Below are 23,111 nucleotides of genomic sequence, written 5' to 3' on the forward strand. Positions count from 1 at the left end.
GTCGTCTCGGCGAACTCGCGGGGGTGGACCTCGAAACCCTGATATTGCTTGGTTTGCAGCAGCCGGATCAACCCGGCGCCCTTCATCAGCTTGACCGTGTCGTCGGTGAGCCGGCCGATCCGCTCGGCCTCGGGGGCCTGGTCGCGCAACTGATCCGCCATCGCTACGACCCGGTCGAGTACCCGTTCGCTCATGTTGGTGTCCTTACGTCTGGGGGGCTTAGTAATGGTCTACCGCAGTTCGTGCCTCAGCCGAAGCCGTTCCCGATGAGCGGAAGAAAATGCGGCCGGAATCGACTGCACAACGCGGCGCGCACGCGCCGGGCCTGGCACGCCAGGATGACGCCCTCCAGCCGGTCGCAGGGCCGGTCCGCGTCCGAAGGTGCGCGCGCCCGATAGCCGGGACAATGTCACCGCAGTGTCCGGTGACCGGGAACCGGCCCGGCGGTCGACGGGCGATAGGACATACCGTGCGTGCTTGTGAGTGGCGCGGAGCTGGTCGATGTCGTCGTGGTCGGCGCCGGGTTCGCCGGCCTCTACGCCCTGCACAAGCTCCGCGGTCAGGGACTGTCGGTGCGGGTCCTGGAGGCGGCGCCGGAGCTCGGCGGCACCTGGTATTACAACCGCTATCCGGGGGCGCGCTGTGACGTCGAAAGCGTCGACTACTGCTATTCCTTCTCCGATGAACTTCAGCAAGAGTGGAACTGGACCGAGAAGTACGCCACCCAGGCGGAGATCCTCGCCTATTTGAACTGGGTGGCCGACAAACTCGACCTGCGCCGCGACATCACATTTCGCGCCCGCGTCGTGTCCTCGGCACTGGATGAAACAACGCTGCGCTGGGTGGTCACCACAGACGGCGGTGACGTCCTGTCCGCCCGTTTCTGCTTGATGGCGACGGGCCCGCTCTCGGCGGCTTTGACGCCTGACTTCCACGGACTCGAGTCGTTCGCGGGCGAGATCTACCACACCGCCGCGTGGCCCCAGCATGCCGTCGATTTCACGGGAAAGCGCGTCGCCGTCATCGGCACGGGTTCGTCTGGCATTCAATCGATTCCGATCATCGCCGAACACGCCAGGCATCTGTTCGTCTTCCAGCGCACGCCCAATTACAGTGTCCCCGCCGGCAACAAGCCGTTGAGCGAACGCGAACTCGACGACATCAAGGCGAACTATGCCGAAAGGCGTCGGTTGTCGTGGCGCAGCGGCGGCGGGTCACCGCACATCACGGCGCCCAAGCCGACGATGGAGTTCACGCCGGAGGAACGTCGGGCCGCGTTCGAGAAGCGTTGGCAGCTGGGTGGTGTGCTGTTCTCGAAAACGTTCCCCGACCAGATGACCGACCTGACCGCCAACGAAGAGGCCCGAAAGTTCTACGAGGAGAAGGTGCGCGCGGTCATCGACGACCCTGCCCTGGCCGAGCTGCTCATACCCAATGACCACCCGATAGGCACGAAGCGGATCTGCACCGACAGCAACTACTTCAGCACCTTCAACCGGCCGAACGTGTCGCTGATCAGCGTGCGCGACACACCGATCGAATCCGTGGACGCCACCGGGATCAGCACCGCTGGCGTGCACTATGACGTCGACATGATCGTGCTCGCAACGGGTTTCGACGCGCTCACCGGTGCGCTGGCCAAGTTGGACATCATCGGGCGCGGCGGTCGTCGGTTGCGGGACGACTGGTCGCACGGGCCGCGTACCTACCTGGGGCTGGGTATCGACGGATTCCCCAACCTGTTCCTGATCTCCGGTCCAGGGGCACCGGCCGTGCTGGCGAACATGGTGCTGCACGCCGAGGCGCAGGTGAATTGGATAGCCGCGGCCATTGCCTACCTCGATGACCACGGGCTGGCCGCGATCGAAGCGACCCGCGACGCGGTCGACGGCTGGGGAGCCGAATGCGCCCGCCTCGCCGATGCCACGTTGTTCACCAAGGCGGAGTCCTGGTACATGGGAGCCAACGTGCCCGGAAAGCCAAGGGGATTCATGCTATTCGTCGGCGGCTTCGCCGCCTATAACGACATCTGCGCCGAGGTTGCCGGGGCCGGTTACCCGGGCTTCGATCTGGTCGAGAGGTGACGATGAAGAGACTGGTTGGCAAGGTAGCGCTGGTCACCGGCGCAGGCAAGGGCACGGGACGGGTGCATTGTCAGCGCCTCGCCGACGAGGGTGCAAATGTGATCGCGCTCGATGCCGCCGCGGCGAGCGACGAGTTGCTCGACACTGCAAGGGATGTCGAAAGCCGCGGTCGACGCTGCGTGACGGGCGTTGCCGACGTGAGTGACTTGGAGGCCGTCACCGACGCCGTAGCGGCCGGCGTCACGGCACTGGGGCGCCTCGACATCGTCGTCGCGAATGCCGGAATCCACATTGCGGGCGGACGGACATGGGAACTTGACTCCCGGGATTGGCATCGCACGCTCGACATCAACCTGACCGGCGTGTGGCACACGGTCAAGGCCGGCGTACCGCGCATGGGCGACGGCGGCGCCATTGTCATCATCAGTTCCACCAATGGTCTTCGCGGGACGCCCAATTCCGCGGCGTACACGGCGAGCAAGCACGCGGTGGTCGGGCTGGCGCGCACTCTCGCGAACGAGCTCGGCCCTACCGGCATCCGGGTCAACACGGTTCATCCGGGGCCGGTCGCGACCCCGATGATTCTCAACGAGGGGACGTTTCGACGCTTACGCCCGGACCTCGAGAACCCGACCGCCGCGGATGTCGCGGAAGTGTTGCGGGCGCGCAACCTGCTGCCGGTGCCCTGGGTAGAGCCCGTCGACGTGGCCAATGCGGTGGTGTTCTTGGCCTCCGAGGAGGCCCGCTACATCACGGCCACCCAGCTCGTCGTCGACGCCGGCCTCTCGCAGAAGGCGACATGATCGGGCGGTGGGGATGATGGAAGACGACGGCGGCGGCGCGCCGGCATATGAACCGCTCGCCCAGTCCGTCCGCCGGCTGATCGACGCGACGATCCGCACCGAGGCCGGCGCGGGTACCGTTGCGGCCGCGAAGAGGCACATCGATTGCGCCGTGGAGCAATTGAGCGAGACGCTCATGCCGGGCTCGTTCGGTGTTCGCCATCCCTCCGACGGACAACCGGTCACCTCCGGCAATGTGATGATCGGCGCGCGCAACCCGGTCGCCCCTCCGCTGGTCATTCACCGCGACGCCGGTGGTGTCGTCTGGACGGAGATCACACTGGGCGCTGCTTACGAAGGCCCACCGGGACACGTCCATGGCGGAGTGTGCGCGTTGGTCCTTGACCACGTCCTGGGCGCGACCGCGCACGAACCCGGTCGACCGGCCTACACCGGCACGCTCACGCTGCGCTATGTCCGGGGGACCCCGCTGGGTCCGGTGCGGGTACAAGCGTGGGTCGACCGCGTCGAGGGCGTGAAAACCTTCGCGAAGGGGCAGATCACCGATAGCCAGGGGATCACGGTCGGTGCGGAAGGCGTGTTCATCAAGCCGCGCGGTGACCGTGACTGAGGGACTCACGGCCGATCGGTGACGGCCTCCGCCGGAATCCGATGCTGTTCTCGGTCCACCAATCTCAGCGCACGCGCGGCCTTCGCGGGAGCTTGCAGGAATGCGGTATGCGGCGCCCGCGGGCCGCGGTGCTGCGATAAATGCGGGTCTGAGTTTGCGGGCTCGTCGTGTTCCGTGGCAGCGGTGAGTGGAGGCTCATCGCCTCGGCGGCCCGACCGCAACTGATTCATGACGGCAACGGCGAGGACGGCGGCCGCGGCGGTGCCCAGCCCCTGTGCCCAGCCCACAGGGCCGACCGGTGTGCAGCCCAGGAGTTGGCTGATCCCCGGGGTGCTGATCATCGCGGTGAATGCGGCGAACGAGCCGGCCGCGGTAAGCAGCACCAGCGGCGCGTGCGAGTCGACGACCGTCTGGCCCAACTCGACCGCGACCAACGAGATCAGCGCGACGGTGGCGGCCCGCTGCGGCAGCCCGGTGACCGAGGCCATCGCCCACGCCGACGTGGCGGCGGTGGCGGTGAGCGCTCCGCGCGCGGCCACGGCTCGCAGGAGCGCGCGTTCGTCGATGCCGCTCCCGACGCGCTGTACGGGCCCCGCGGGCGTGCTGACAGCGACAGCGGTCGCGGGTAGCGCGTCGGTGAGCGTATTGATCAGCAGCAACTGGCGGGTGTTCAGCGGCGAGGTTCCGGCGATCGCCGTGCCGATGACGGAGAAGATCACCTCGCCGGCATTGCCGCCGAGCAGGCCGGCCACGGCCGCCTGGACTCCACGCCAGAGTCGGCGGCCTTCGTCGATGGCGGCGACGAGCGTCTCGATGCGGCCGTCGGTGAGCACCAGGTCGGCGGTCGTGTGCGCGGAGTCGCTGCCGCGCGCGACCACACCGACACCGACGCTTGCCGCCCGGATCGCGGCGGCGTCGTTGGCGCCGTCGCCGACCATGGCGCACACCCGCCCGGCGCGCTCGAGCGTCTGAACGACCTGCACCTTGTTCTCCGGCGACATCCGGGCGAAGATCACCCGCTCGGTCACCGCGCGCTGCTGATCCTGCCGGGACAGGGCGTTCCATTCCGACCCAGTGATCACCTCGTCGGCGCTCACCGTGACCCCCAGCTCGCGGGCGATGGCGGTGGCGGTGACGGGATGGTCGCCGGTGATCAGCCGGATCGCGACGCCCCGGTCGGCCAGGTCCGCCAGCAGCTGCGGCGCCTGGGGGCGCGGGGTGTCCGAGAGGCCCAGAAATCCGGTGAGCGCCAAGCCCGTCTCGCACAATCCGGTGATGGCGTCCGGGTCTTTGCGCAACGCTCGCGCCTGTGCCGCGGTCAGGCGCCGCTGGGCCACCGCGATCGTTCGCAGTCCCGCGGTAGTCAGCGCGGCGACGGCGTCGTCCACGACTGCGCCGACCTCACCGCACGCCGCCAAGACCACCTCGGGTGCGCCCTTGACGGTCAACTGGGTGCCGGTCACCGAGGCCGAGAACGCCCGGCCGGACCGGAACGGCAGATGCGCGTCGGGGTCGGGGCGCGAACCGGAGTCCGGCACCGCGTCCGCCGCCTTGATGATGGCCTCGTCGGTGGCGTGCACGTGCGGGTTGCCGTCGTCGGCCGGCGCGGCCTGGGCGGCGCACCGCAAAACGTCCTCGCGGGAATGGCCCGCCATGGGGTGGACCTCGGCGACGCGAAGGCGGTTCTCGCTCAGCGTTCCGGTCTTGTCGAAGCAGACCACCTCGACGCGACCGAGCGCCTCGGTCGCCCGCGGCACCCGGACCAGCGCCCCGCATTCGCCCAGCCGCTGCGCCGACGCCGATTGGGCGAGGGTGGCCATCAGCGGCATGCCCTCGGGGATGGCCGCCACGGCGACCGCGATGGCGCTGCCCAGCGCTTGGCGCAGCCCGCCTGCGCGGAACAGGCCGAGCCCGCCGACCAGAACGCCGCCGCCCGCGCTGAACGGGAACGCGCGGCGCATCAGCTGGCTGAGTTGATGGTGCAGGCCGACGGTCGGCAGGTCACCGGAGGCCAGTTCGGCCGCGCGGCGGGTCTGGGTGTCGGCCCCGACGGCGGTCACCAGCGCCACCGCGGTGCCGGCCACCACGGTGGTTCCGGCGTAGATCATGCAGCGGCGCTCGGCCAGTTCGGCCCCGGGCGTGGCCTCGACCTGCTTCTGCACCGACAGGGATTCACCGGTCAGGGACGACTCGTCGACCTCGAGGTCGTGCGCCTCGATCACCCGAGCGTCGGCGGGCACCACCTCGTCGCTGCGCACCTCGATCACGTCGCCGGGTCGCAGTTGCTCGACGAGGACTTCGCGGTAGCCCCGCGCGGCATCGGTCCCCGGGGTGACGACGCGGGCCGGCGGGGCCTGCTGGGCCAGCAGGCGGTTCAACCGGTTCTCGGCCCGTAGCTGTTGGGCGGTCGACAGCAAGGCATTTCCGGTCAGCACGGCCCCGACCATGATCGCGTCGGCCGGTGAGCCCAGCAGGGCTGTGGCCGCCGAACACAGCCCGAGGATCGGCGTCAACGGATCACCGGTTAGTTCGGCGGCGGCGGCCCTGGCGAACTCCCACGCCGCGGCCGGGAACCGCGTGCCGCCCGGTGTGGGTTCGGTTGCGGCAGCGGGCTCCTCGGGGTCGCGCAATGCCGCCAGCACCTCGCGGGCCTGCTCAGCCGACATCGCGTGCCACTCGTAGGCCGGGGCCGGCCGGGGTGTCGAAGTGTGAATCGCGCCGCGGGCCAACAGGTATCCGGACAGGATCCCCGCGACGGCACCGACAGTCACCGGGCCGGGCCCGCGCAACCGGCGCACCCCGGGCACCATGAACACCGCGCCCAGCGCCGAAGCTCCCACCGATATCGCGATACCCTGCTGACTTGCCGACCGGGCCGCGGGCAACGCATGCAACACCCGCCACGCTCCGGCCAGGTCGTCGAGCATCAGGTCCGCAGTCCAAGGCGGCGAGCCGTCGGCACTGGGCTTGATTCCCAACGCCAGGTCGGCGCCCGAAAGCGCTTGTGCGCCAAGCGAGGACAGCACCGCGACGGTGTGCCCGTCATGCTGCAGGCGCGAAACCGCATCGGCGAGTGCATGATCGATGCCGCCGTCACGGACTGGCAGGACATCGTCGAAAGCGGGACGCAAGTCGCCGAGCAGGTCGGTGTCGACCGACACCAGGCGCGCGCCTGAGTCACGCGCCCGGGTGATCAGAGCCGGCGCGAGCGGGTGAGGGGCCGGTGCGACGAGCGCCTCGACCGTATCGCTGGCCCCCTGCTCGTCGGTTGCGGCCGGGGGAATCGGGTGCCAGCCCGGGGCCGCACCGTCGTCGAGCAGGTCCTGGGCGCGGGTCCAGGCGCCGAGCAACTCGCCGTCGCGGGCGCCGCGCACCCGCACCACCCGCATCCTCTGGTCGCACAACACGCGCGGATCGATGAGCAGCGCGTCGACTCTGTCGAGTCGGCGCAAACCCTCCGGCCGCAGCGGCAGCACCCCGTGCTTATCCGCCAAGCCCCTGCCCAGCGTGGCCGCAAACGCCTCGTGCGAGGTGCGCATGGCCTTGGGCGAGGCCGCCAGCGCCGCGTTCGACGCCATCGTCACGTTGCGGGTGAGGGCTCCCGTCAGCCCGACGCCAATCAGCTGAACCCACGCTGCGCGCTTCCCGTGACGGTCGATCGGACCGGCCGGCGCGGCAACCGGGCGCGCCAACCGCTGCATCTCCGGCTCGTCGGCGTGCCGGGCCAATTCCGGCTCGTAGCGGGCCCATGCCCGCGCGGCGGCCCGGGACTCCGCGGCCTTGAAACCTTGCATCGCCAGGTCGACGGACAGCTTCGCCGGTGACAACGTCACGACATGCGCGGCGGTGCCGAACACCGACAATGCGGTGTCCGTCGCACCGGGGCCGATGCCGCTCTCGAGCGCGCGGCGCAGCCACGGTTGATAATTCGCGATCGCCGACACCGCCTCGACGGCGATCGGGGCAGCCGGCAATCGCAACGCCCGGCCGGCGACCGCGACCGCGAACCCGGCGGCGTTCACGGCCACCATCGCGCCGCGGGTGACCAACAGCAGCCCGTCGCCGGGCAGGCTTTCGGCGCGCGTGGAATCGCCTGCACCGTAGGCTGTTTCAGCGCTGTCAAGCGCGGAGCAAAGCTCGTCGAGCGACGCCCCGCCGTCGTCGATCTCAACAACCACCCGCGACAGCGGACGGTTCAGGCTGACCTTGGTGACACCGGGCTGTGCCCGCAGCGCATCGACGGCGGCGCGGCCACGTGTCGCCCCGCCCGTGCCGTCGAGGCCGCGTACCTCGATCCACAGCCGCCCGTCACCGCGCCCGCACCGTCGGGTCAGCGTGGAGCGAGATACCTCACCCGAGACCACTTTTGCGCCGACCCGGACCGGCAGCGCGACAGCCTCGAGACCGGCGGTCGCCAGCCTGCCGACCGCGTCGCCAAGTCCCGCGGCGGCGCCGAGCCCCGTCGACACCACCCGCAGCGGCGAAAGCTGTCGCACGCGCAACCCCTTTCACGCACATGACGAATGGTTGCTTCGCGGTTCTCCGCGAGGGAAGGCCGCCGACCGACGCTGGCCGACGACTGCAAACCCGACCAACCTAACTCGGGGTCAGGGACCCAGCAACTTGAGACGGGTACTGGTAAAGAACATGTAACAAGTGATCGCGGCTGTTAGGGCCGCTCGATCAAAATGTTCGGGCCACCTGATTCGCAGATTGAGCAAACCCCCCTGGGCCGAGGTGGTAACGCCCGCTCCGGAAGGAAGCCGGCACGCCCTCGATGGTCGTGCCGTGCGTCCTAACGTGTGGGGATCAGCGGTGGTCCGCTGCCGCGATCCCGGCGACGAGGAGCAACCATGAGTGACATCGACGACCTGTCCGCGCGGCTGCGCCGACTCGAGGACGAGCGCGACATCGCCCGTCTGATCGCCTCGTACGGTCCTGCGGTGGATGCCGGGGATGCCGAGGCCACTGCGCGCCTGTGGGCGAGCGACGGCAGCTACGACGTCGATGGCTGGCGCATGGAGGGCCGGACCGCCGTGCACGCCATGGTCGAGTCGTCGGCCCACCAGAACCTGGTGGCCAAGGGGTGCTGTCATTTCTTGGGGCCATGCGTCGTCACCGTCACCGGCGATTCGGCGGTGGCGCTATGTGAGTCCCTGGTGCTGATCCGCGACGGCGACGGATATCGCGTATGGCGTTGTACCGCAAACCATTTCGTGATGGTCCGGGTCGAGGGGCAATGGCGGATCGGTGCGCGCACCAGCCGAATCCTGGACGGCAATCCCGCCGCCCACGAGTTGCTGACCGCGGGCCTGGCGGGGTCGGTCGCGGCGGAGTGAGATTCGCCCGCGCTCGCGATCGCCGCTAGTCCCTGGTAAGAAACGCCAGCACGGTGCTCTCGAACGCCTCCTTGGCCTCGATCATCGCCCAGTGCCCGGAGTTCGGGAAGATGTGCAGCTCCGCATTGGGGATGGTGCGCATCGGGATCAGCGCCATGTCCGGCGGGCTCACGCGATCGTCGCGCCCCCAGGTCAGCAGGGTGGGCGCGGTCAGCTTGTGCATGACGGCCCACGGCATCGGCCGGTCGGACGCGGCCATGGCGGCGTTCATCGCGCCGAAGGCCGCTTTCCCGTACATGCGGCGCGCGGCGGCCAGCGTGTCCGGGTCGGTGGCCAGCTCCCAGCGTTCCTCGACCAGCTCCTCGGTGATCAGCGCCTGGTCGTAGACCATCGATTTCAGCCAGTCGACCAGCCGCTGCCGCGTGGGATCCTCGACGAACTCCTGCAGCAGCCGGATGCCCTCGCTGGGGCTGGGGCTGAAGATGTTCGTCCCGATGCCGCCGATGGTCACCAATCGGTGGACGCGGTCCGGGTTATTGGTGGCGAAGTTGATGCCGACGCCGCCGCCCATCGAGTTCCCGACGATGTGCGCGCGTTGGACGCCGAGCGCGTCCAGGAAGGGCGGCACGGTGCCGAACGCGGTCACCATCGGGTGACCGCCGAAATCGTCGCTGACGCCGAACCCGGGAAACTCCAGGATCAGGCAGCGGAATCGCGCGGCGAACGAGGGGAGTATGCCGCGGAAGTTGCGCCACCCCGTGACGCCCGGTCCGGAGCCGTGCAGGAACAGCAACACCGGGGCGGATTCCGGGCCGCAGTCGTAGTAGCGCAAAGCGCCCTTGGGAGTGCTGATTTCGCGCAGGTCTTGCTGGGTAACGGTGTCGGCCACGGGTGTCACCTTGCCATGCCGTGGCGGTCAGCTCTGCTGGTGGCTCGATTCACTGCAATTCAGGAGCTCTTTGAGCGCTGCGGGAAAGGTGTCGGCGAGGTCCCAGAGGTCGGCAACGAGGTCGGGGCAGGAGATGAGGCCGATGCCCAGGCGGCCGTTGAGCGACATGACCGTGATGTTGAGTGCGGCGCCGGCGATGATCGGACCGAGCGGATACATGGCGTCGACCCGGCAGCCCATGAAGTAAAGCTGTTCCTGTGGTCCGGGCACGTTGGACAGCACCAGGTTGTGCGGCGGCTTATCAGGCAGCGGTATCCGGGGCAGTAGCTTCATCGCCGTGCCGAACATGGTCTGTCCGGCGACCTGCGTCCAGTCCTGCAGCAGGCTGGACCCCATGGCGGCGGCGTGGTCCTTGGCCGCGGCGTTGCCCCGCGCGATGCTACTCAGCCGTTCGGCCGGATCCTCGATATGGGTCTCCAGCCGGCACAGCATCCACGTGGTTTGGTTGCGGCCCGGCCGGTCTGATTTGCCCCGCACCGAGACCGGCACACTGGCCACCATCGGGCTGTCCGACAGTTCGTCGCGGTCCACCAAGAACTGCCGCAACGCGCCGGCGCATAGGGCGGTCACCACGTCGTTGACGGTGACTCCGAACCTGTTCTTCACCTTTTTGACGTCGTCGAGATCAAGGGTGGTCAGGGCGACGTTGCGGCGCCGCGTGAATGGGCCGTTGAACGCCGTCGGCGGCGCCGCGAACGGGGCGGCCATGGTCTGCCCGCCACCGCGGGCCCGCAACAGCGTTTGCGCCAGCGTCAGCGCGGTTGCCGGCAACACCTTGGCCAGGCGCCACGGCCGCAACCCGGCGCCGATGAGTCCGGACGCGGCGATCTGCAGGGGATTCGCCCCGCCGGACCGGGCGGCGGGCTTGGGGGCTGGGGCGTCCGGCGCGGTGCTGCACAACTGGGCCAGGAGATTGGCGCCGCCCACCCCGTCGATCACCGCATGGTGGGCCTTGAGGACGACGGCAAGCGCGTCGCCGCCGTGCAGGCCTTCGATCACCCACATCTCCCACAGCGGACGATCGCGATCCAGTGCCAGCCCGGCGACGTGCCCGCAGATCTCCGCTAACTCCCTCGACCCGCCCGGTGCCGGCAGCGCGACTCGTTGGAGGTGCCGCGCGAGGTCGAAACGATCGTCGTCGACCCAGACCGGATGGTCGAAGTTCAGCTGATTGTCCGCCAGCTTGAGACGGAATTCGGGCACCGCGTCCACTCGCGCCGCCAGCGCCCTCCGGAACTGGCTGAAGGTGTAGCCGCCCGGCATGTCACTCGGGTCGAGCTCCAACACGCAGCAAACATTCAGCGGCTGTGTCGGAGATTCGAGGTAGAGGAAGAACGCGTCTAACCCACTGAGTCGTTGCATATCCGCTCGTATCTTTTGTGCGCTCTGACCGCTGGTCACATGACCTCTGGTCAGCGCCGGGTGCCACCGGCGAACGCAATCAGGGTCGACCGCAATCTCTAGGTGTGATCTCTATCTGTAGCCGTTTCGCCGTCTCGGGCAAACATGTGAGCGAGACATTTAACGAAATCGCCACCGGCGTTCACCGGCGCGCAGGACTCAGCCCCGCGCCGTCCGCCTCGCCATGGCCGAGTCGGGCGCGGCCCAGTCGGTTGACACCTTGCGATGCCTGATCAGCCAGGCGTCGCCGTCGGGCACCAGCGTGTCGCGGTACCGGCCGAAATGGTCAAGGCCGGCGTGGGTGAGCACCGTGAAATACGACGACACCTGTGCGGAATCCCGGGTCAATTCGGTGAACAGCAGGTTGGTGAGGTTGTGGCGCACAATCGGCTGGACGTTTGACGGCCGGTTGACGTTGACGCCGCCGAGGAACGACGCAATCGCCGAACGGCCGCGCAACGGCTCGAGGCCGCGAATCTCCAGGACGCCGTCGGCGCAGAACGTCTCGGCGAGGCCCGCCACGTCGCCGGCGTCACCCGCCCAGTTGTATCGCGCCAGGGTGTCGCGGATCCGCTCGCGCGCCACCAATTCCCAGTTCTCCACCGTCGTGACTCCTCGGGCGCAGCCTAATACGCGAAAGCGCAACCGCTACTTCACGATGTGGGGCCGAAAACCGAGGCGGTTGGAAGGTGTCACGCCGTTCAGGTCGAAGATCGCGATCAGGGCGCGCAGCAGCGCGGGGGACCAGTCCTCGAACGGCTGCGCGTCCAGTCGATCAAGGACTTCGGCGCGGAGATACTCGATGCCCGAGGGGTGTTGAGGATCGCTCATCGCGCATACCGATGGCGCGCGGGACCCGGTTCGGTGCTCAACGAGCCAGCTCCCTTCCCGACGAGTTTCTGGCGTCGACGCTAGGACCGCCGCCTCGCACTTGTACAGCCAACTGGCCAAATTCAAATGTGCATGAAACATCGGCTATGGGATCGGGAACGCGGCGTTCGGCGCCGCTTATTCCGCATGCGGGAATGAATCCCGGCCCGGGGCCGTAGAACAACGCATGGAACTCAATGACGCCGCCCGCGACCTCATTGGCAGGGGCGCCGACGCCACCCTGGTGACCCTGAACCCCGACGGCAGCCCCCAAGTCAGCCTGGTGTGGGTCGCCTTGCAGTCCACCCCCGACGGGGACGAACTCGTCACCGCGCACCTGGCCGCGCACAAGAAGGTTCGCAACGTCCGCAACGACCCCCGGGTGGCCGTCACCATCGTGTCGCTCGACGGGGCGCACACCGGGATGCGGCCCTACCTCTCGATCGCCGGGACTGCACGGATCGTCGAGGGCGGCGCACCCGAGCTTCTCGCCCAACTCAACCCGATTCTGGGCGACCCGGGTACCCAGTTCCCGCCGGACGGCGCGCCGCCCGGGTTCCTGACCCGCATTCGCATCGACAGGGTCGGCGGAATCGGCCCCTGGGCGGCCTGACCCCGAATTTTGGGACTTCCGCGACGGTCGGTAGCGGAATACAGTGGGTGGGTGAAGACGGGCGAAGACGGCAGGCACCTGCGGACCTGCCCCCTCTGTGAAGCCATGTGCGGCTTGGAGATTCACGTCGACGGCGGCAAGGTAACCAGCATCCGGGGCAACCGCGACGACGTGTGGAGCCGCGGGCACATCTGCCCGAAGGGCGTCTCACTTGCCGCGCTGCACGACGACCCCGACCGCATCCGCCGGCCCATGATCAAGGTCGACGGCGAATGGCACGAGGTGAGCTGGGACGCGGCGTTTCGCCGCTGCACCGAGTTGCTGACGCCCGTGATCTCCAAGTACGGGATCGGGGCGGTCACCGCCTACACCGGCAACCCGCTGGCGCACTCGTTTTCCCTCGCCCGCTACGCGGGCGTGCTGATGGGGATGTCGGGGATGCCGGTCACGTATTCGCCGGGCACCGTCGACCAGTGGCCGAAGAATTTGTCGTCGCATCTGATGTACGGCCTCTGGTGGAACTTCCCCGTCCCCGACATCGAACGCACCGACCTGATGGTCATCATGGGCGCCAACCCCGCCGCGTCGCAGGGGTCGCTGCTGGCCGCGCCCGACGTGATGGGCCTGATCGAGGGGATCCGCAAGCGCGGCAAGGTCATTGTGATCGACCCGGTCCGCACGCAGACGGCGGCCCGGGCCGACGAATGGCTTCCGATCGTGCCGGGTACCGACGCCGCGCTGCTGCTGGCGGTGGCGCACACCCTGTTCGACGAAGATCTGATCCATCCCGGGCCGCACGTGGACGGCGTCGACACGATGCGGCGGGTCGCCGCGGATTGGCCACCGGAGCGCGTCAGCGCGGTCACGGGCATCGCCGAGGACCGGATCCGGCGTCTGGCCCGCGAGCTCGCCAGGACCGAAAGGTCGGTGGTGTACGGCCGAATCGGGTTGTGCAATCAGGAGTTCGGCAGCCTGGCCAGCTGGCTGGTCGACGTCGTCAACATCCTGACCGGGCATTTCGACGTACCCGGGGGAGCGATGTTCCCAAAGCCGGCGGCCTGGTCGATCACCACTCAGCCGCTGCCCGGCCTCGAGGGCGGTCTGCCGGAATTCGGCCGCTGGCACACCCGCGTGCGCGGGGCGAAGGAGGTGCTGGGCCAGGCCCCGGTGTCCTGCATGGCCGAGGAGATCGCCACCCCGGGCGACGGGCAACTCAAGGCGCTGATCACGGTCGCGGGCAACCCGGTGTTGTCCACGCCCGGCGGCGACAAGCTCGACGAGGTGCTGCCGATGCTGGAAGCGATGATCTCCGTTGACCTTTGGCTCAACGAGACGACGCGGCACGCCGACGTGATCCTGCCCGGCCTGTCGCCGCTCGAGCAACCGCACCACGACGATCTCATCCTGCTCTTCGCGATCCACAGCATCGCGAATTACTCGCCGCCCGTGTTCGATCCGGGCGACCGCCCGCACGAATGGGAGATCCTGATCCGCCTGACCGGCCTGTGCGCCGGCACGCCGGCCGAAGATGTCGACGTCGCCACGATCGACGACGGGTTCTTCGATTACCTGGCCTTCACCCAAGGCCTCGACGGCGCGGAGATCCGCAAGCTGTACGAGCATGGTGGCCCCGAGCGCATGCTGGACCTGACGCTGCGAACCGGACCGTTCGGGGACCAGTACGGCAAGAATCCCGGCGGGTTGACGCTGGATCTGCTCAAGGCCAACCCCAACGGCATCGACTTCGGACCGATGGTGCCGCAACTCCCGGAGATCCTGGGGACACCCGACAAGAAGATCCGGTTGGCGCCGCAGTACCTTCTCGACGACCTACCGCGGCTGGCCGCCAGAATGGAACGACCGGCCGAGCCGCTGGTTCTGGTGAGCCGCCGGCACCTTCGCTCGAACAACACCTGGCTACACAACGTGCCCGCGCTGATGAAGGGAAAGGACCGGTGCACGTTGCTGATTCATCCCGACGACGCGGCCAGGTGCGGCGTCACGGACAATGACGTCGTCACCGTCAAATCGGCGGCCGGCGAGATCAAGGTGCCCGTCGAGGTCACCGAAGCGATCAAACCGGGCGTGGTGTCGATGCCGCACGGCTGGGGGCATGGCAAGCCGGGCACCCGCATGGCGGTGGCCAACGGATCGCCGGGAGTGAACACGAATGTGCTTTCCCCGCCGACGTTTATCGACGAGCCGTCGGGCAACGGCGCGCTCAACGGCATACCGGTGACGATCATCGACGATCAGGCCCGATTCCGTCCCGCACAGAAACACTGAATTCGTGCTACCCCTCATCCCCCTATCGCTTGGTTAACGGCAGGCGCCGGTCTGTGGTTCATCTCACGCCGACCGCCTTTATCTGAACCGTCCGGTGGGGCCGCCCGTCGGCATAGGCATGACTGCAACAACACATCTCACTTCCCCCAGCGGGGCCGCTCAGCGTGGACGCGGCGCACCGCACATCGCCGGGGCCGCGGTGGCCTTCACCCCACACCGCTACAAGCAGGACGAAGTCGCCAGGGAGTTAACCGAATTCACCGACCCGAGGTTCCTGCGTTTCGCGCAGACAACGGGGGTCGACCAGCGCAGCCTGGCGCTACCGCTCTCGCGCTACCCGCGGCTGAGCGGCTTCACCGAGGCGAACGACGCCTACCTCGAGGTCGCCGTCGACCTCGGCGAGCGCGCGATACGTTCGGCGTTGGAAGAGGCTGGCATCGAACCGCACGAGGTGGACACCATTGTCGTGGTATCGAGCACCGGCATCGCGGTGCCCACCATCGACGCGCGGCTGATGACCCGAATCGGGCTGCGGCCCAACGTCAAACGCGTCCCGCTGTTCGGCCTCGGCTGTGTGGCCGGCGCGGCCGGGATGGCGCGCGTCCACGACTACCTGCATGGCTACCCTCGCGACGTGGCGGTGCTGCTGTCGGTCGAGTTGTGTTCCCTCACGCTGCAGCGGGACGATACCTCGATCCCCGCGCTGATCGGGGTGTCCCTGTTCGGCGACGGCGCCGCCGCGATCGTCGCCGCGGGGTCAGATCGAAACCCGTTGAACGGCAAAGCCGGTCCGCGGGTGCTCGCCACCCGCAGCCGCGTGGTTCCGGAGACGGTCGACGTCATGGGGTGGAACGTCGGCTCCAGCGGATTCCAGCTCGTGATGTCGCGCGACGTCCCGAAGATGGCCGAAACCTATCTGCGGGGCGAGGTCGACGGTTTCCTCGCCGACCACGGGTTGTCGCTCGCGGACATCGCCACCTGGGTGTGTCATCCCGGCGGCCCCAAGGTGCTCGACTCGATCGAGGAGGCCCTGGACCTACCGCCGGAGGCCATGGTTCACAGCCGAGAGTCGATGCGGGACAACGGGAACGTCTCCTCGGTGTCCGTGCTCGACGTGTTGCGCCGGACCCTCGCGGAACCGCCGGCCGCAGGGTCGTACGGCGTCATGCTGGCGATGGGGCCGGGTTTCAGCTTCGAGCTGCTCCTGCTGCAGTGGTGAGGGGCGAGACCATGTACTACTACCTATTCATCCTGGCCGTCGGCGCGGAACGTCTGGTCGAGCTGGCAGTGTCGCAACGAAACACCAAATGGTCACTGGCCCATGGCGGCAAGGAGTTCGGCCGTGACCATTACCCGGCGATGGTCAGTATGCACACCCTGCTGCTGGCCTCGTGCGTCGTGGAGACCTGGGCCCTCGCCCGGCCGTTCATCCCGTGGCTGGGGTGGCCGATGCTCACCGTCGTGGTGCTCAGCACGGTGGTGCGCTGGCGCTGCGTGGCCGTGCTCGGCAGGCATTGGAACCCGAGGCTGATCGTCATCCCGGGCGCACCGTTGGTCCGCGACGGGCTGTATCGCTGGGTACGCCACCCGAATTACGCGGCGGTCGCTGCGGAGGTGGCGGCGCTGCCGCTCGTTCACTCGGCGTGGCTCACGGCGATCGCGTTCAGCATCGCGAACGCGATCGTGCTCAGGGTGCGGATCCGTGCGGAGAACGCCGCATTGGGCTTGGTGTGAGGACTGCTTCGGCGATCACGGCGCGATGGGCCGATTCGTCCATTCCCGGTCGGGCCGGCGCGACGAGCGGAACCACCCGCCCGCCGCGCCGGTACCGCCGTCGGTCGGAATGGTGTGGCCGGTGACGAATGCGGACAAATCCGAGGCCAGGAACAAGATCACGCGGGCCTGGTCCTCGGGCTCGCCCATCCGGCCGACCGGAACCCACTGGGGCCACTGGGCCTGTTCGTCGTGAGACAGCCACTGCGAGTAGGGCACCTGCAGGGATTCGGTGACGTCGGGCGCAATCGCGTTGACCCGCACCCCATGCCCGCCCACCTGAACCGCGAGGCTTCGGGTGAACTGAATGACCGCGGCCTTGAACGCGGCATAGACCGGATCCTCGGGGTAACCGCGCAGCCCCTCGACGGAGGACACGTTGACGATCGCGCCGGCCCGGCGGGCGACCATCGCGGGCAGGAACGCGTGGGTGACGAGGAAGACGTGGTGCAGGTTGATGCGGTACAGCTCGTCCCAGAGCTGGGGATCGGTGTCGGCGAAGTTCCCCGGATGGCGCAGCCAGTGACCGACGTTGTTCACCAGCGCGTCCACCCGGCCGTAGCGATCCAGCACCGATCGCGCCATGTCGTCGACCGCCGCAGCGTCGCGGACGTCCGTGACCACCGCCACCGCCGACCCACCCGCGGCGGCGATCTCGTCGACGGTCCGTGCCGCAAGCCCGCCGTCGATGTCGACGATGACCACGTGTGCGCCCTGGTGGGCGAACAGCCGCGCGGTCGCCGCACCGATGCCGCCGCCACCGCCTGTGACCACCGCGACGCGGTCGCCGAGCAGCGCGTCAGCGCGCGTTTCGTCCTTCATTGCTCATATCTTGGGCCACCGGGCGAAGCTGGTCGATGCCCGGGCCGGGAATCGCAGAATGTCGCTATATACCCACCGGACACGGGTGGTAAACCGTGATGTAGCCAACATTCGTGCCGCCTTCACCTGAAGTTATTCGCGCCCCAGGGCGGGTATTCGGTGCGCACTTAGGAGGGAGCGCAATGGTGAGCACCGATCCGCATCGCTTATTGCCAAGTGGCGCAATGAAGCGGCGAGTCCACCATCGCCATAGCCCGCAGTCGTTCGCGGTCGCGTTGGCCAGCAGGCTGATCGTGAAAACCACGGTGCGCGCGTGGGCTTTTACCCCCAACTTGCACTGGCCGTTCGAATACGTCGATGGCTTGGCGGGATTGCTGCCGCGGTTCGGCATCTCGGCGAAGATCGAACCGGTGCGGCTGGAAAACTGCGCGGCCGAGTGGGTTTGCGCGCCGGGTGCCTCGACTGATCGCGCGATTCTGTATCTGCACGGCGGCGCCTTCCTCACTTGCGGTCTCAACACCCACCGGTCGGTCGTCACGCGCCTTTCCAAGGCCGCGGACGCCGCAGTCCTCACGGTCGGGTATCGAAAGTTGCCCAACCATCAGATCACCGACGCGATCGAGGACGGCATGAGCGGCCTTCGCTGGCTGCAAGATCGCGGCTTCGACGGCGACCGGGTGGTCGTGGCAGGCGACTCCGCCGGGGGGTACCTGGCGTTCATGACCACGCTGCTGGCCATCAGCAGCGAGCTGATGCGGCCCGCCGGCATCGCCACGATCTCGCCGTTCACCGACGCTGATCCGGGCCGAAAGCTGAGGCACCGCAACGCGCGCCGGTGCTCGATGTTCACCCGCGGCGCGCTGTCGATGTTCGCGCAATACCTCAGCCAGGCGCAGCTGGTGGACGGGCGCGAGGAGTCCACCGTGGCCTCACCGGTGGACGCCGACCTGTCCGACTTGCCGCCGGTCACCATCCACGCCAGCTCAGACGAATTGCTGCTGCCCGACGCCGAACTCATGGCAAAGCGCTTGGAAGCCAGTGGGATTCCGTGCGACCTGCATCTGTGGGACGGGCAGATTCACGACTTCCCGCTGGCGGCCGACATCCTGCCCGAGGGCAGGCGGGCCATTGGACACATCGGAAATTTCATCAAGGAAGTCACCGCAGCGCCCCAGTCCTGGCGCCGCGACCTGCACGCGGTCGCTGGCTGACACGCTGCTGAAAGCGGCTGCGCCGCAATTCAAATGATGGACCGCCGGGCCACCTGTTCACCGTCGCCGGGATCGATCACAGTCGGTTCACGCTGTCACGGCCCGTCGGGCCGGGCCTGCTGTCGCGGTGGGCCACTCTCCGGATCGCCGCCCGGCGGAGCGTCTGTGGTGGCGAGCCGCGGTGCCACGCCGTCGGCGATCGAAACGTCGTCGGGGAAGCCATCGCCGCTCTCCGGCGTGAACGGCGGGTCGCCCGCCAGCCACCCGTCGAAAATCGGCGCTGCGCCGGGTGGCGCGGGTCCGGTAGAGATTCGGGGTCCCGATCCGCGCGGCTGCCGATACAGTTGGTCGTGATGAGCCGACCAACCCCACCCGTGTTGACGGTGCGGTACGAGGGAGCCGAGCGCACGTTCGCCGCGGGCAACGACGTAGCGATCGGGCGTGACCTTCGCGCCGACGTGCGCGTCGCGCATCCGCTGATCTCCCGCACCCATCTGATCGTCCGGTTCGACCAGGGCCGATGGGTCGCCGTCGACAACGGCAGCCTCAACGGGTTATTCGTCAACCATCAGCGTGTGCCCACGGTCGACATCCAGGACGGCCTACGCGTCAACATCGGCAATCCGGACGGCCCGGCCCTGACCTTCGAGGTGGGCCGCCACCAGGGGACGGCCGGCCGGCCGCCGCTGACGACGTCGATACCGATCGTCAACCCGGCCACCGCGGCGAGCCCGCCGGCCCCGCACGGCCAGCCCACCGGCGCATCATGGCCCGGCCAGCCCCAGCAGTCGCCGTCGGCCTCCTTCCGCCAGCCCACGCATCTGCCCAGCGGACCACAGCCCGTCCCCCCGAGCGGTCCCACGCCGATGCATCCGCCCAGCGGGTCGATGCCGAGTTACCCGTCGGGCCCGCAGCCGCGACACCCGACCGGTGGCCAACCGGCGGCCCCGCCCAGCGGCCCGCAACACGCCCCCCAGATCTACCGCACACCGCCGAATATGCCGCCCCCGCAAGCTGGCGGCCCGGAGACGAGCCGCGTCGCCGGTGACGCCTCGAACCTGGCGACGTCGATGATGAAGATCCTGCGGCCGGGCAAGGCCGCGCTGGAGTCGACGCCGGGCGCGATCAAGATCGGCCGGGCCAACGACAACGACATCGTCATCCCCGAGGTGCTGGCCTCGCGCCACCACGCCACCCTGATCCCGACGCCGCACGGCACCGAGATCCATGACAACCGCAGCATCAACGGCACCTTCGTCAACGGGGCGCGGGTCGATTCGGCCGTGCTGCACGACGGCGACGTCGTCACCATCGGCAACATCGACCTCGTCTTCGCCGGGGGCACGCTGGCCCGCCGCGACGAGAGCGCGACCGCGACCCGCACCGGCGGCCTGGACGTGCGCGGCGTGACCTGGACGATCGAGAACAACAAGACACTGCTGGACGACATCTCGCTGGGCGCGCAGCCGGGCACGCTGACGGCCGTGATCGGACCCTCGGGCGCGGGCAAGTCGACGTTCGCCCGGCTGGTGGCCGGGTACACGCACCCGACCAGGGGCACGGTGGCGTTCGAGGGCCACAACGTGCACGCCGAGTACGCCTCGCTGCGCAGCAGGATCGGCATGGTGCCGCAGGACGACGTGGTGCACGGGCAGCTGACCGTGCAGCAGGCGTTGATGTACGCCGCCGAACTGCGGCTGCCGCCGGACACCACCAAGGACGACCGGGCCCAGGTGGTCGCCCGGGTGCTCGAGGAACTCGAGATGACGCAGCACCTGCACACCCGGGTCGACAAGCTCTCGGGCGGCCAGCGTAAGCGCGCATCGGTCGCCCTGGAGCTGCTCACCGGGCCTTCGCTGCTGATCCTGGACGAGCCGACCTCGGGCCTGGACCCGGCGCTGGACCGCCAGGTGATGACGATGCTGCGCCAGCTCGCCGACGCCGGCCGCGTGGTGCTCGTGGTCACCCACTCGCTGACCTACCTGGACGTCTGCGACCAGGTCCTGCTGCTGGCTCCCGGCGGCAAGACCGCCTTCTGCGGACCGCCCAGCCAGATCGGCCCGGCCATGGGGACGACGAACTGGGCGGACATCTTCAGCACGGTCGCGGGCGATCCGGACGGGTCCAAGGCGCGCTACCTGGCGCGCACGGGCCCGCAGCCTCCGCCGCCGCCCGCCCAGCAGCCCGCCGACCTGGGCGATCCCTCGCACACGAGCCTGTTCCGGCAGTTCTCCACGATCGCCAGGCGGCAGGTCCGGCTGATCTTCTCCGACCGCGGCTACTTCGTCTTCCTGGCGGTGCTGCCGTTCATCATGGGATCGCTGTCCATGTCGGTGCCCGGCAACGTCGGCTTCGGAATCCCCAATCCCATGGGCGCCGCGCCCAACGAGCCCGGGCAAATCCTGGTGTTGCTCAACGTCGGCGCCGTGTTCATGGGCACGGCGCTGACCATCCGCGACCTCATCGGGGAACGCCCGATCTTCCTGCGCGAACAGGCGGTCGGCCTGTCCACCAGCGCCTACCTGCTGGCCAAGGTCTGCGTCTACACGGTTTTCGCGGTCATCCAGTCGGCGATCGTGACCATCATCGTGCTGCTCGGCAAGGGCGGTCCCACCCAGGGCGCGGTGGCCCTGGGCCGGCCCGGCCTCGAACTGTTCGTCGACGTCGCGCTGACGTGCGTGGCCTCCGCCATGCTCGGCCTCGCGCTGTCGGCCATCGCCAAGTCGAACGAACAGATCATGCCGCTGCTGGTGGTGGCGGTCATGTCGCAGCTGGTGTTCTCCGGCGGCATGATCCCCGTGACCGGACGGGTCGGGCTGGACCAGATGTCCTGGGCGACGCCGGCGCGCTGGGGCTTCGCGGCCTCGGCCTCCACCGCCGACCTACCCAAACTGGTTCCCGGTCCGCTCAGCCCCAAGGACTCGCACTGGCGTCACACGCCGGCAGCGTGGTGGTTCGACATCGCCATGCTGGTGGTGATCAGCATCTTCTACCTGAGCTTCGTCCGCTGGAAGATCCGGCTCAAGGGCGGCTGAGGCCGCCGCGGGTCAGGCGCCCCTGCGGATCACCTGGTCGGCGGCGGCGCGCATCCGGTCGGACAATTGCAGGAGCGCATGCTCGCCCACACCGAGCGGAAGCGTGTAGGCCAGTTGCCGCAATTCGACGGCATAGTTGCGCATGTCTTCGCGAAGGCGTGTCTCGACAGTGGGCATGACATCTCCCTCGGGCTGCGGCCGGGCAAGGGTCCTGGTCCTCGTCGACCAGCCGATTGCAAAATTTTCGCAGCCGTGCCGCCGAACTGCGAGAGCGCCGATGCGAATTAACGGGAGTTTGACAGCGTATTTACAGTCGGCGCGCCGGTGCGGTCAATCTTTCGCATGGCCCAGCTCCACCCGTAGGACCGCGGGAGGCCTGATGATTCCGTCCGGGCTGGCGGTGGTGCCGCCGTCCGTCGTCACGTAAGCGACGCGGCCGCGATCCCCGGGCCGGCGCCCCCAGACCGCGCTGGACGGGCCGATCAAAGTCTCGTCAAACGGTTCGCCGGCGATATGGCGCACCTCGCTGCCGTGCCGCGGCAAGAGCGGCACACGGTCGAGGGTGTTGGCCCGATGCCTTGTCACATAGGCGAATCCGGCGTCCTCGTCGATGCAGAAGTCGTCGGCATTGTCGATGGCGGCGACGAACTGCGCCGGGCCGGCCGGGTCGAGAGACGCTCGATCGACGGGAACCCGCATGAACACCTTCTGCGCAGTCGAGGTGTAGTACAGGTAACCGGTCTGCGGCCCGTAGCGCACGCCGTTGACCCCGGGCTGGGGTGGGGGAGGGACGCCGCTGTCTGGATCATCGGCCATCGTGTCATCCGCGAGCCAGACCCGGGCCGCGGCGCTTCGCGCATTCCCGGCCAGGTCGATCCGCCAGATCAGCCCCGCGAAACAGTCGGCGATCGCCAGAACGTTTGGTCCCAAAAGGCAGCTGCCGTTGAGGGCCCGGACACGGTCGTCGAAGGCGTATATCACCTCCGGTGTCAGCGGCGTCCCCGGCTTCCAGGACGTGAAATCGACTCGGGCCAAATATGACTCGTGAGTGGTGTAGCCCTCGGTGAGGTTGACTACGAAGACGTCGGGCGCAACCTCGACGATGCCGGTGATGTGGTGATCGAAGGTGTGCGCCAGTACGGGCGGGACCGCCGCATCGCGATTCGCCGGCGGCACCCACCACAGTTGCTTGTGCAAGACGTCGGTCACCAGCAGCGAGTTGTCGGCGCGGACCGCAAGGTTTTCGGGGAAATGCCATTCGGGAAAGAACGCGACGGGCGTCAGCACGACGGCGGGCAGGGGGGCCAGCGCCATT

The 23,111-nt window shown here is 68.5% G+C and carries 18 protein-coding genes and 1 pseudogene; 10 read left to right on the forward strand and 9 right to left on the reverse strand.

The window, feature by feature from the left end; translation table 11 throughout:
* A pseudogene (locus tag A5701_RS06875) lies at positions 1–194 on the reverse strand (hydroxylase); the annotation flags it as partial.
* Between the two features lie 279 nt (positions 195–473).
* On the opposite strand from A5701_RS06875, the gene A5701_RS06880 reads away from it, so the two are divergent.
* From A5701_RS06880 to A5701_RS06890, 3 genes are read left to right on the forward strand one after another with little or no spacing between them, the layout of a single operon-like run.
* The gene (locus A5701_RS06880) at positions 474–2,084 is read left to right on the forward strand and encodes an NAD(P)/FAD-dependent oxidoreductase (RefSeq protein ID WP_067750107.1); all 1,611 of its coding nucleotides are present in this window, start codon (positions 474–476) and stop codon (positions 2,082–2,084) included.
* A gap of 2 nt (positions 2,085–2,086) precedes the next feature.
* Entirely contained in the window at positions 2,087–2,887 is an 801-nt protein-coding gene (locus A5701_RS06885; RefSeq protein ID WP_067750109.1) for a mycofactocin-coupled SDR family oxidoreductase, read from the forward strand.
* A gap of 16 nt (positions 2,888–2,903) precedes the next feature.
* The gene (locus tag A5701_RS06890) at positions 2,904–3,497 is read left to right on the forward strand and encodes a PaaI family thioesterase (RefSeq protein ID WP_067750295.1); all 594 of its coding nucleotides are present in this window, start codon (positions 2,904–2,906) and stop codon (positions 3,495–3,497) included.
* 5 nt (positions 3,498–3,502) lie between these two features.
* Here the strand turns inward: A5701_RS06890 and A5701_RS06895 are convergent, their stop codons facing one another.
* Positions 3,503–7,993, reverse strand: coding sequence for an HAD-IC family P-type ATPase (locus tag A5701_RS06895; RefSeq protein WP_067750111.1), 4,491 nt, complete (start codon positions 7,991–7,993; stop codon positions 3,503–3,505).
* Positions 7,994–8,350: 357 nt separating this feature from the next.
* Between A5701_RS06895 and A5701_RS06900 the strand changes: the two genes are divergently transcribed.
* Positions 8,351–8,836, forward strand: coding sequence for a nuclear transport factor 2 family protein (locus A5701_RS06900; protein ID WP_067750113.1), 486 nt, complete (start codon positions 8,351–8,353; stop codon positions 8,834–8,836).
* A 25-nt stretch (positions 8,837–8,861) separates the two neighbouring features.
* On the opposite strand, the gene A5701_RS06905 is transcribed toward A5701_RS06900, so the two are convergent.
* The 4 genes from A5701_RS06905 to A5701_RS06920 all read right to left on the reverse strand — a co-directional run bounded on the left by A5701_RS06905 (position 8,862) and on the right by A5701_RS06920 (position 12,017).
* Positions 8,862–9,734 carry an alpha/beta fold hydrolase gene (locus tag A5701_RS06905; protein WP_197498997.1) on the reverse strand — a complete coding sequence of 291 codons (873 nt, stop codon included), beginning with the start codon at positions 9,732–9,734 and terminating at the stop codon, positions 8,862–8,864.
* A gap of 18 nt (positions 9,735–9,752) precedes the next feature.
* Positions 9,753–11,147, reverse strand: coding sequence for a wax ester/triacylglycerol synthase family O-acyltransferase (locus tag A5701_RS06910; protein ID WP_067750115.1), 1,395 nt, complete (start codon positions 11,145–11,147; stop codon positions 9,753–9,755).
* 198 nt (positions 11,148–11,345) lie between these two features.
* A complete protein-coding gene (locus A5701_RS06915; RefSeq protein ID WP_067750121.1) occupies positions 11,346–11,789 on the reverse strand; it encodes a nuclear transport factor 2 family protein in 444 nt (147 codons plus the stop codon).
* 45 nt (positions 11,790–11,834) lie between these two features.
* Entirely contained in the window at positions 11,835–12,017 is a 183-nt protein-coding gene (locus A5701_RS06920) for a hypothetical protein (protein WP_067750123.1), read from the reverse strand.
* 226 nt (positions 12,018–12,243) lie between these two features.
* On the opposite strand from A5701_RS06920, the gene A5701_RS06925 reads away from it, so the two are divergent.
* The 4 genes from A5701_RS06925 to A5701_RS06940 all read left to right on the forward strand — a co-directional run bounded on the left by A5701_RS06925 (position 12,244) and on the right by A5701_RS06940 (position 16,689).
* The gene (locus tag A5701_RS06925; RefSeq protein WP_067750125.1) at positions 12,244–12,669 is read left to right on the forward strand and encodes a PPOX class F420-dependent oxidoreductase; all 426 of its coding nucleotides are present in this window, start codon (positions 12,244–12,246) and stop codon (positions 12,667–12,669) included.
* 51 nt (positions 12,670–12,720) lie between these two features.
* Positions 12,721–14,955 (forward strand): molybdopterin-dependent oxidoreductase, encoded by a 2,235-nt coding sequence (locus tag A5701_RS06930; protein WP_067750127.1) that lies wholly within the window; start codon positions 12,721–12,723, stop codon positions 14,953–14,955.
* A gap of 118 nt (positions 14,956–15,073) precedes the next feature.
* Complete coding sequence (locus tag A5701_RS06935) at positions 15,074–16,174, forward strand: type III polyketide synthase (RefSeq protein WP_082969686.1); 1,101 nt, start codon at positions 15,074–15,076, stop codon at positions 16,172–16,174.
* An 11-nt stretch (positions 16,175–16,185) separates the two neighbouring features.
* A complete protein-coding gene (locus tag A5701_RS06940) occupies positions 16,186–16,689 on the forward strand; it encodes an isoprenylcysteine carboxyl methyltransferase family protein (protein ID WP_067750300.1) in 504 nt (167 codons plus the stop codon).
* Positions 16,690–16,704: 15 nt separating this feature from the next.
* Here the strand turns inward: A5701_RS06940 and A5701_RS06945 are convergent, their stop codons facing one another.
* The gene (locus tag A5701_RS06945) at positions 16,705–17,550 is read right to left on the reverse strand and encodes an SDR family NAD(P)-dependent oxidoreductase (RefSeq protein ID WP_067750129.1); all 846 of its coding nucleotides are present in this window, start codon (positions 17,548–17,550) and stop codon (positions 16,705–16,707) included.
* A 182-nt stretch (positions 17,551–17,732) separates the two neighbouring features.
* Between A5701_RS06945 and A5701_RS06950 the strand changes: the two genes are divergently transcribed.
* Together A5701_RS06950 and A5701_RS06955 are read left to right on the forward strand one after the other, a co-directional pair.
* The gene (locus tag A5701_RS06950; protein ID WP_067750131.1) at positions 17,733–18,761 is read left to right on the forward strand and encodes an alpha/beta hydrolase; all 1,029 of its coding nucleotides are present in this window, start codon (positions 17,733–17,735) and stop codon (positions 18,759–18,761) included.
* A 353-nt stretch (positions 18,762–19,114) separates the two neighbouring features.
* Positions 19,115–21,796 carry an FHA domain-containing protein gene (locus tag A5701_RS06955; protein ID WP_197504930.1) on the forward strand — a complete coding sequence of 894 codons (2,682 nt, stop codon included), beginning with the start codon at positions 19,115–19,117 and terminating at the stop codon, positions 21,794–21,796.
* Between the two features lie 12 nt (positions 21,797–21,808).
* On the opposite strand, the gene A5701_RS28505 is transcribed toward A5701_RS06955, so the two are convergent.
* Both A5701_RS28505 and A5701_RS06960 read right to left on the reverse strand, forming a co-directional pair.
* Positions 21,809–21,973 carry a hypothetical protein gene (locus tag A5701_RS28505; protein ID WP_197498995.1) on the reverse strand — a complete coding sequence of 55 codons (165 nt, stop codon included), beginning with the start codon at positions 21,971–21,973 and terminating at the stop codon, positions 21,809–21,811.
* A 153-nt stretch (positions 21,974–22,126) separates the two neighbouring features.
* On the reverse strand, positions 22,127–23,110 hold the full coding sequence (locus tag A5701_RS06960) for a hypothetical protein (RefSeq protein ID WP_067750304.1): 984 nt from the start codon (positions 23,108–23,110) through the stop codon (positions 22,127–22,129).
* Position 23,111: the final 1 nt, after the last annotated feature.

It is taken from the genome of Mycobacterium sp. E3305 (assembly GCF_001666785.1).
Classification (GTDB): Bacteria; Actinomycetota; Actinomycetes; order Mycobacteriales; family Mycobacteriaceae; genus Mycobacterium.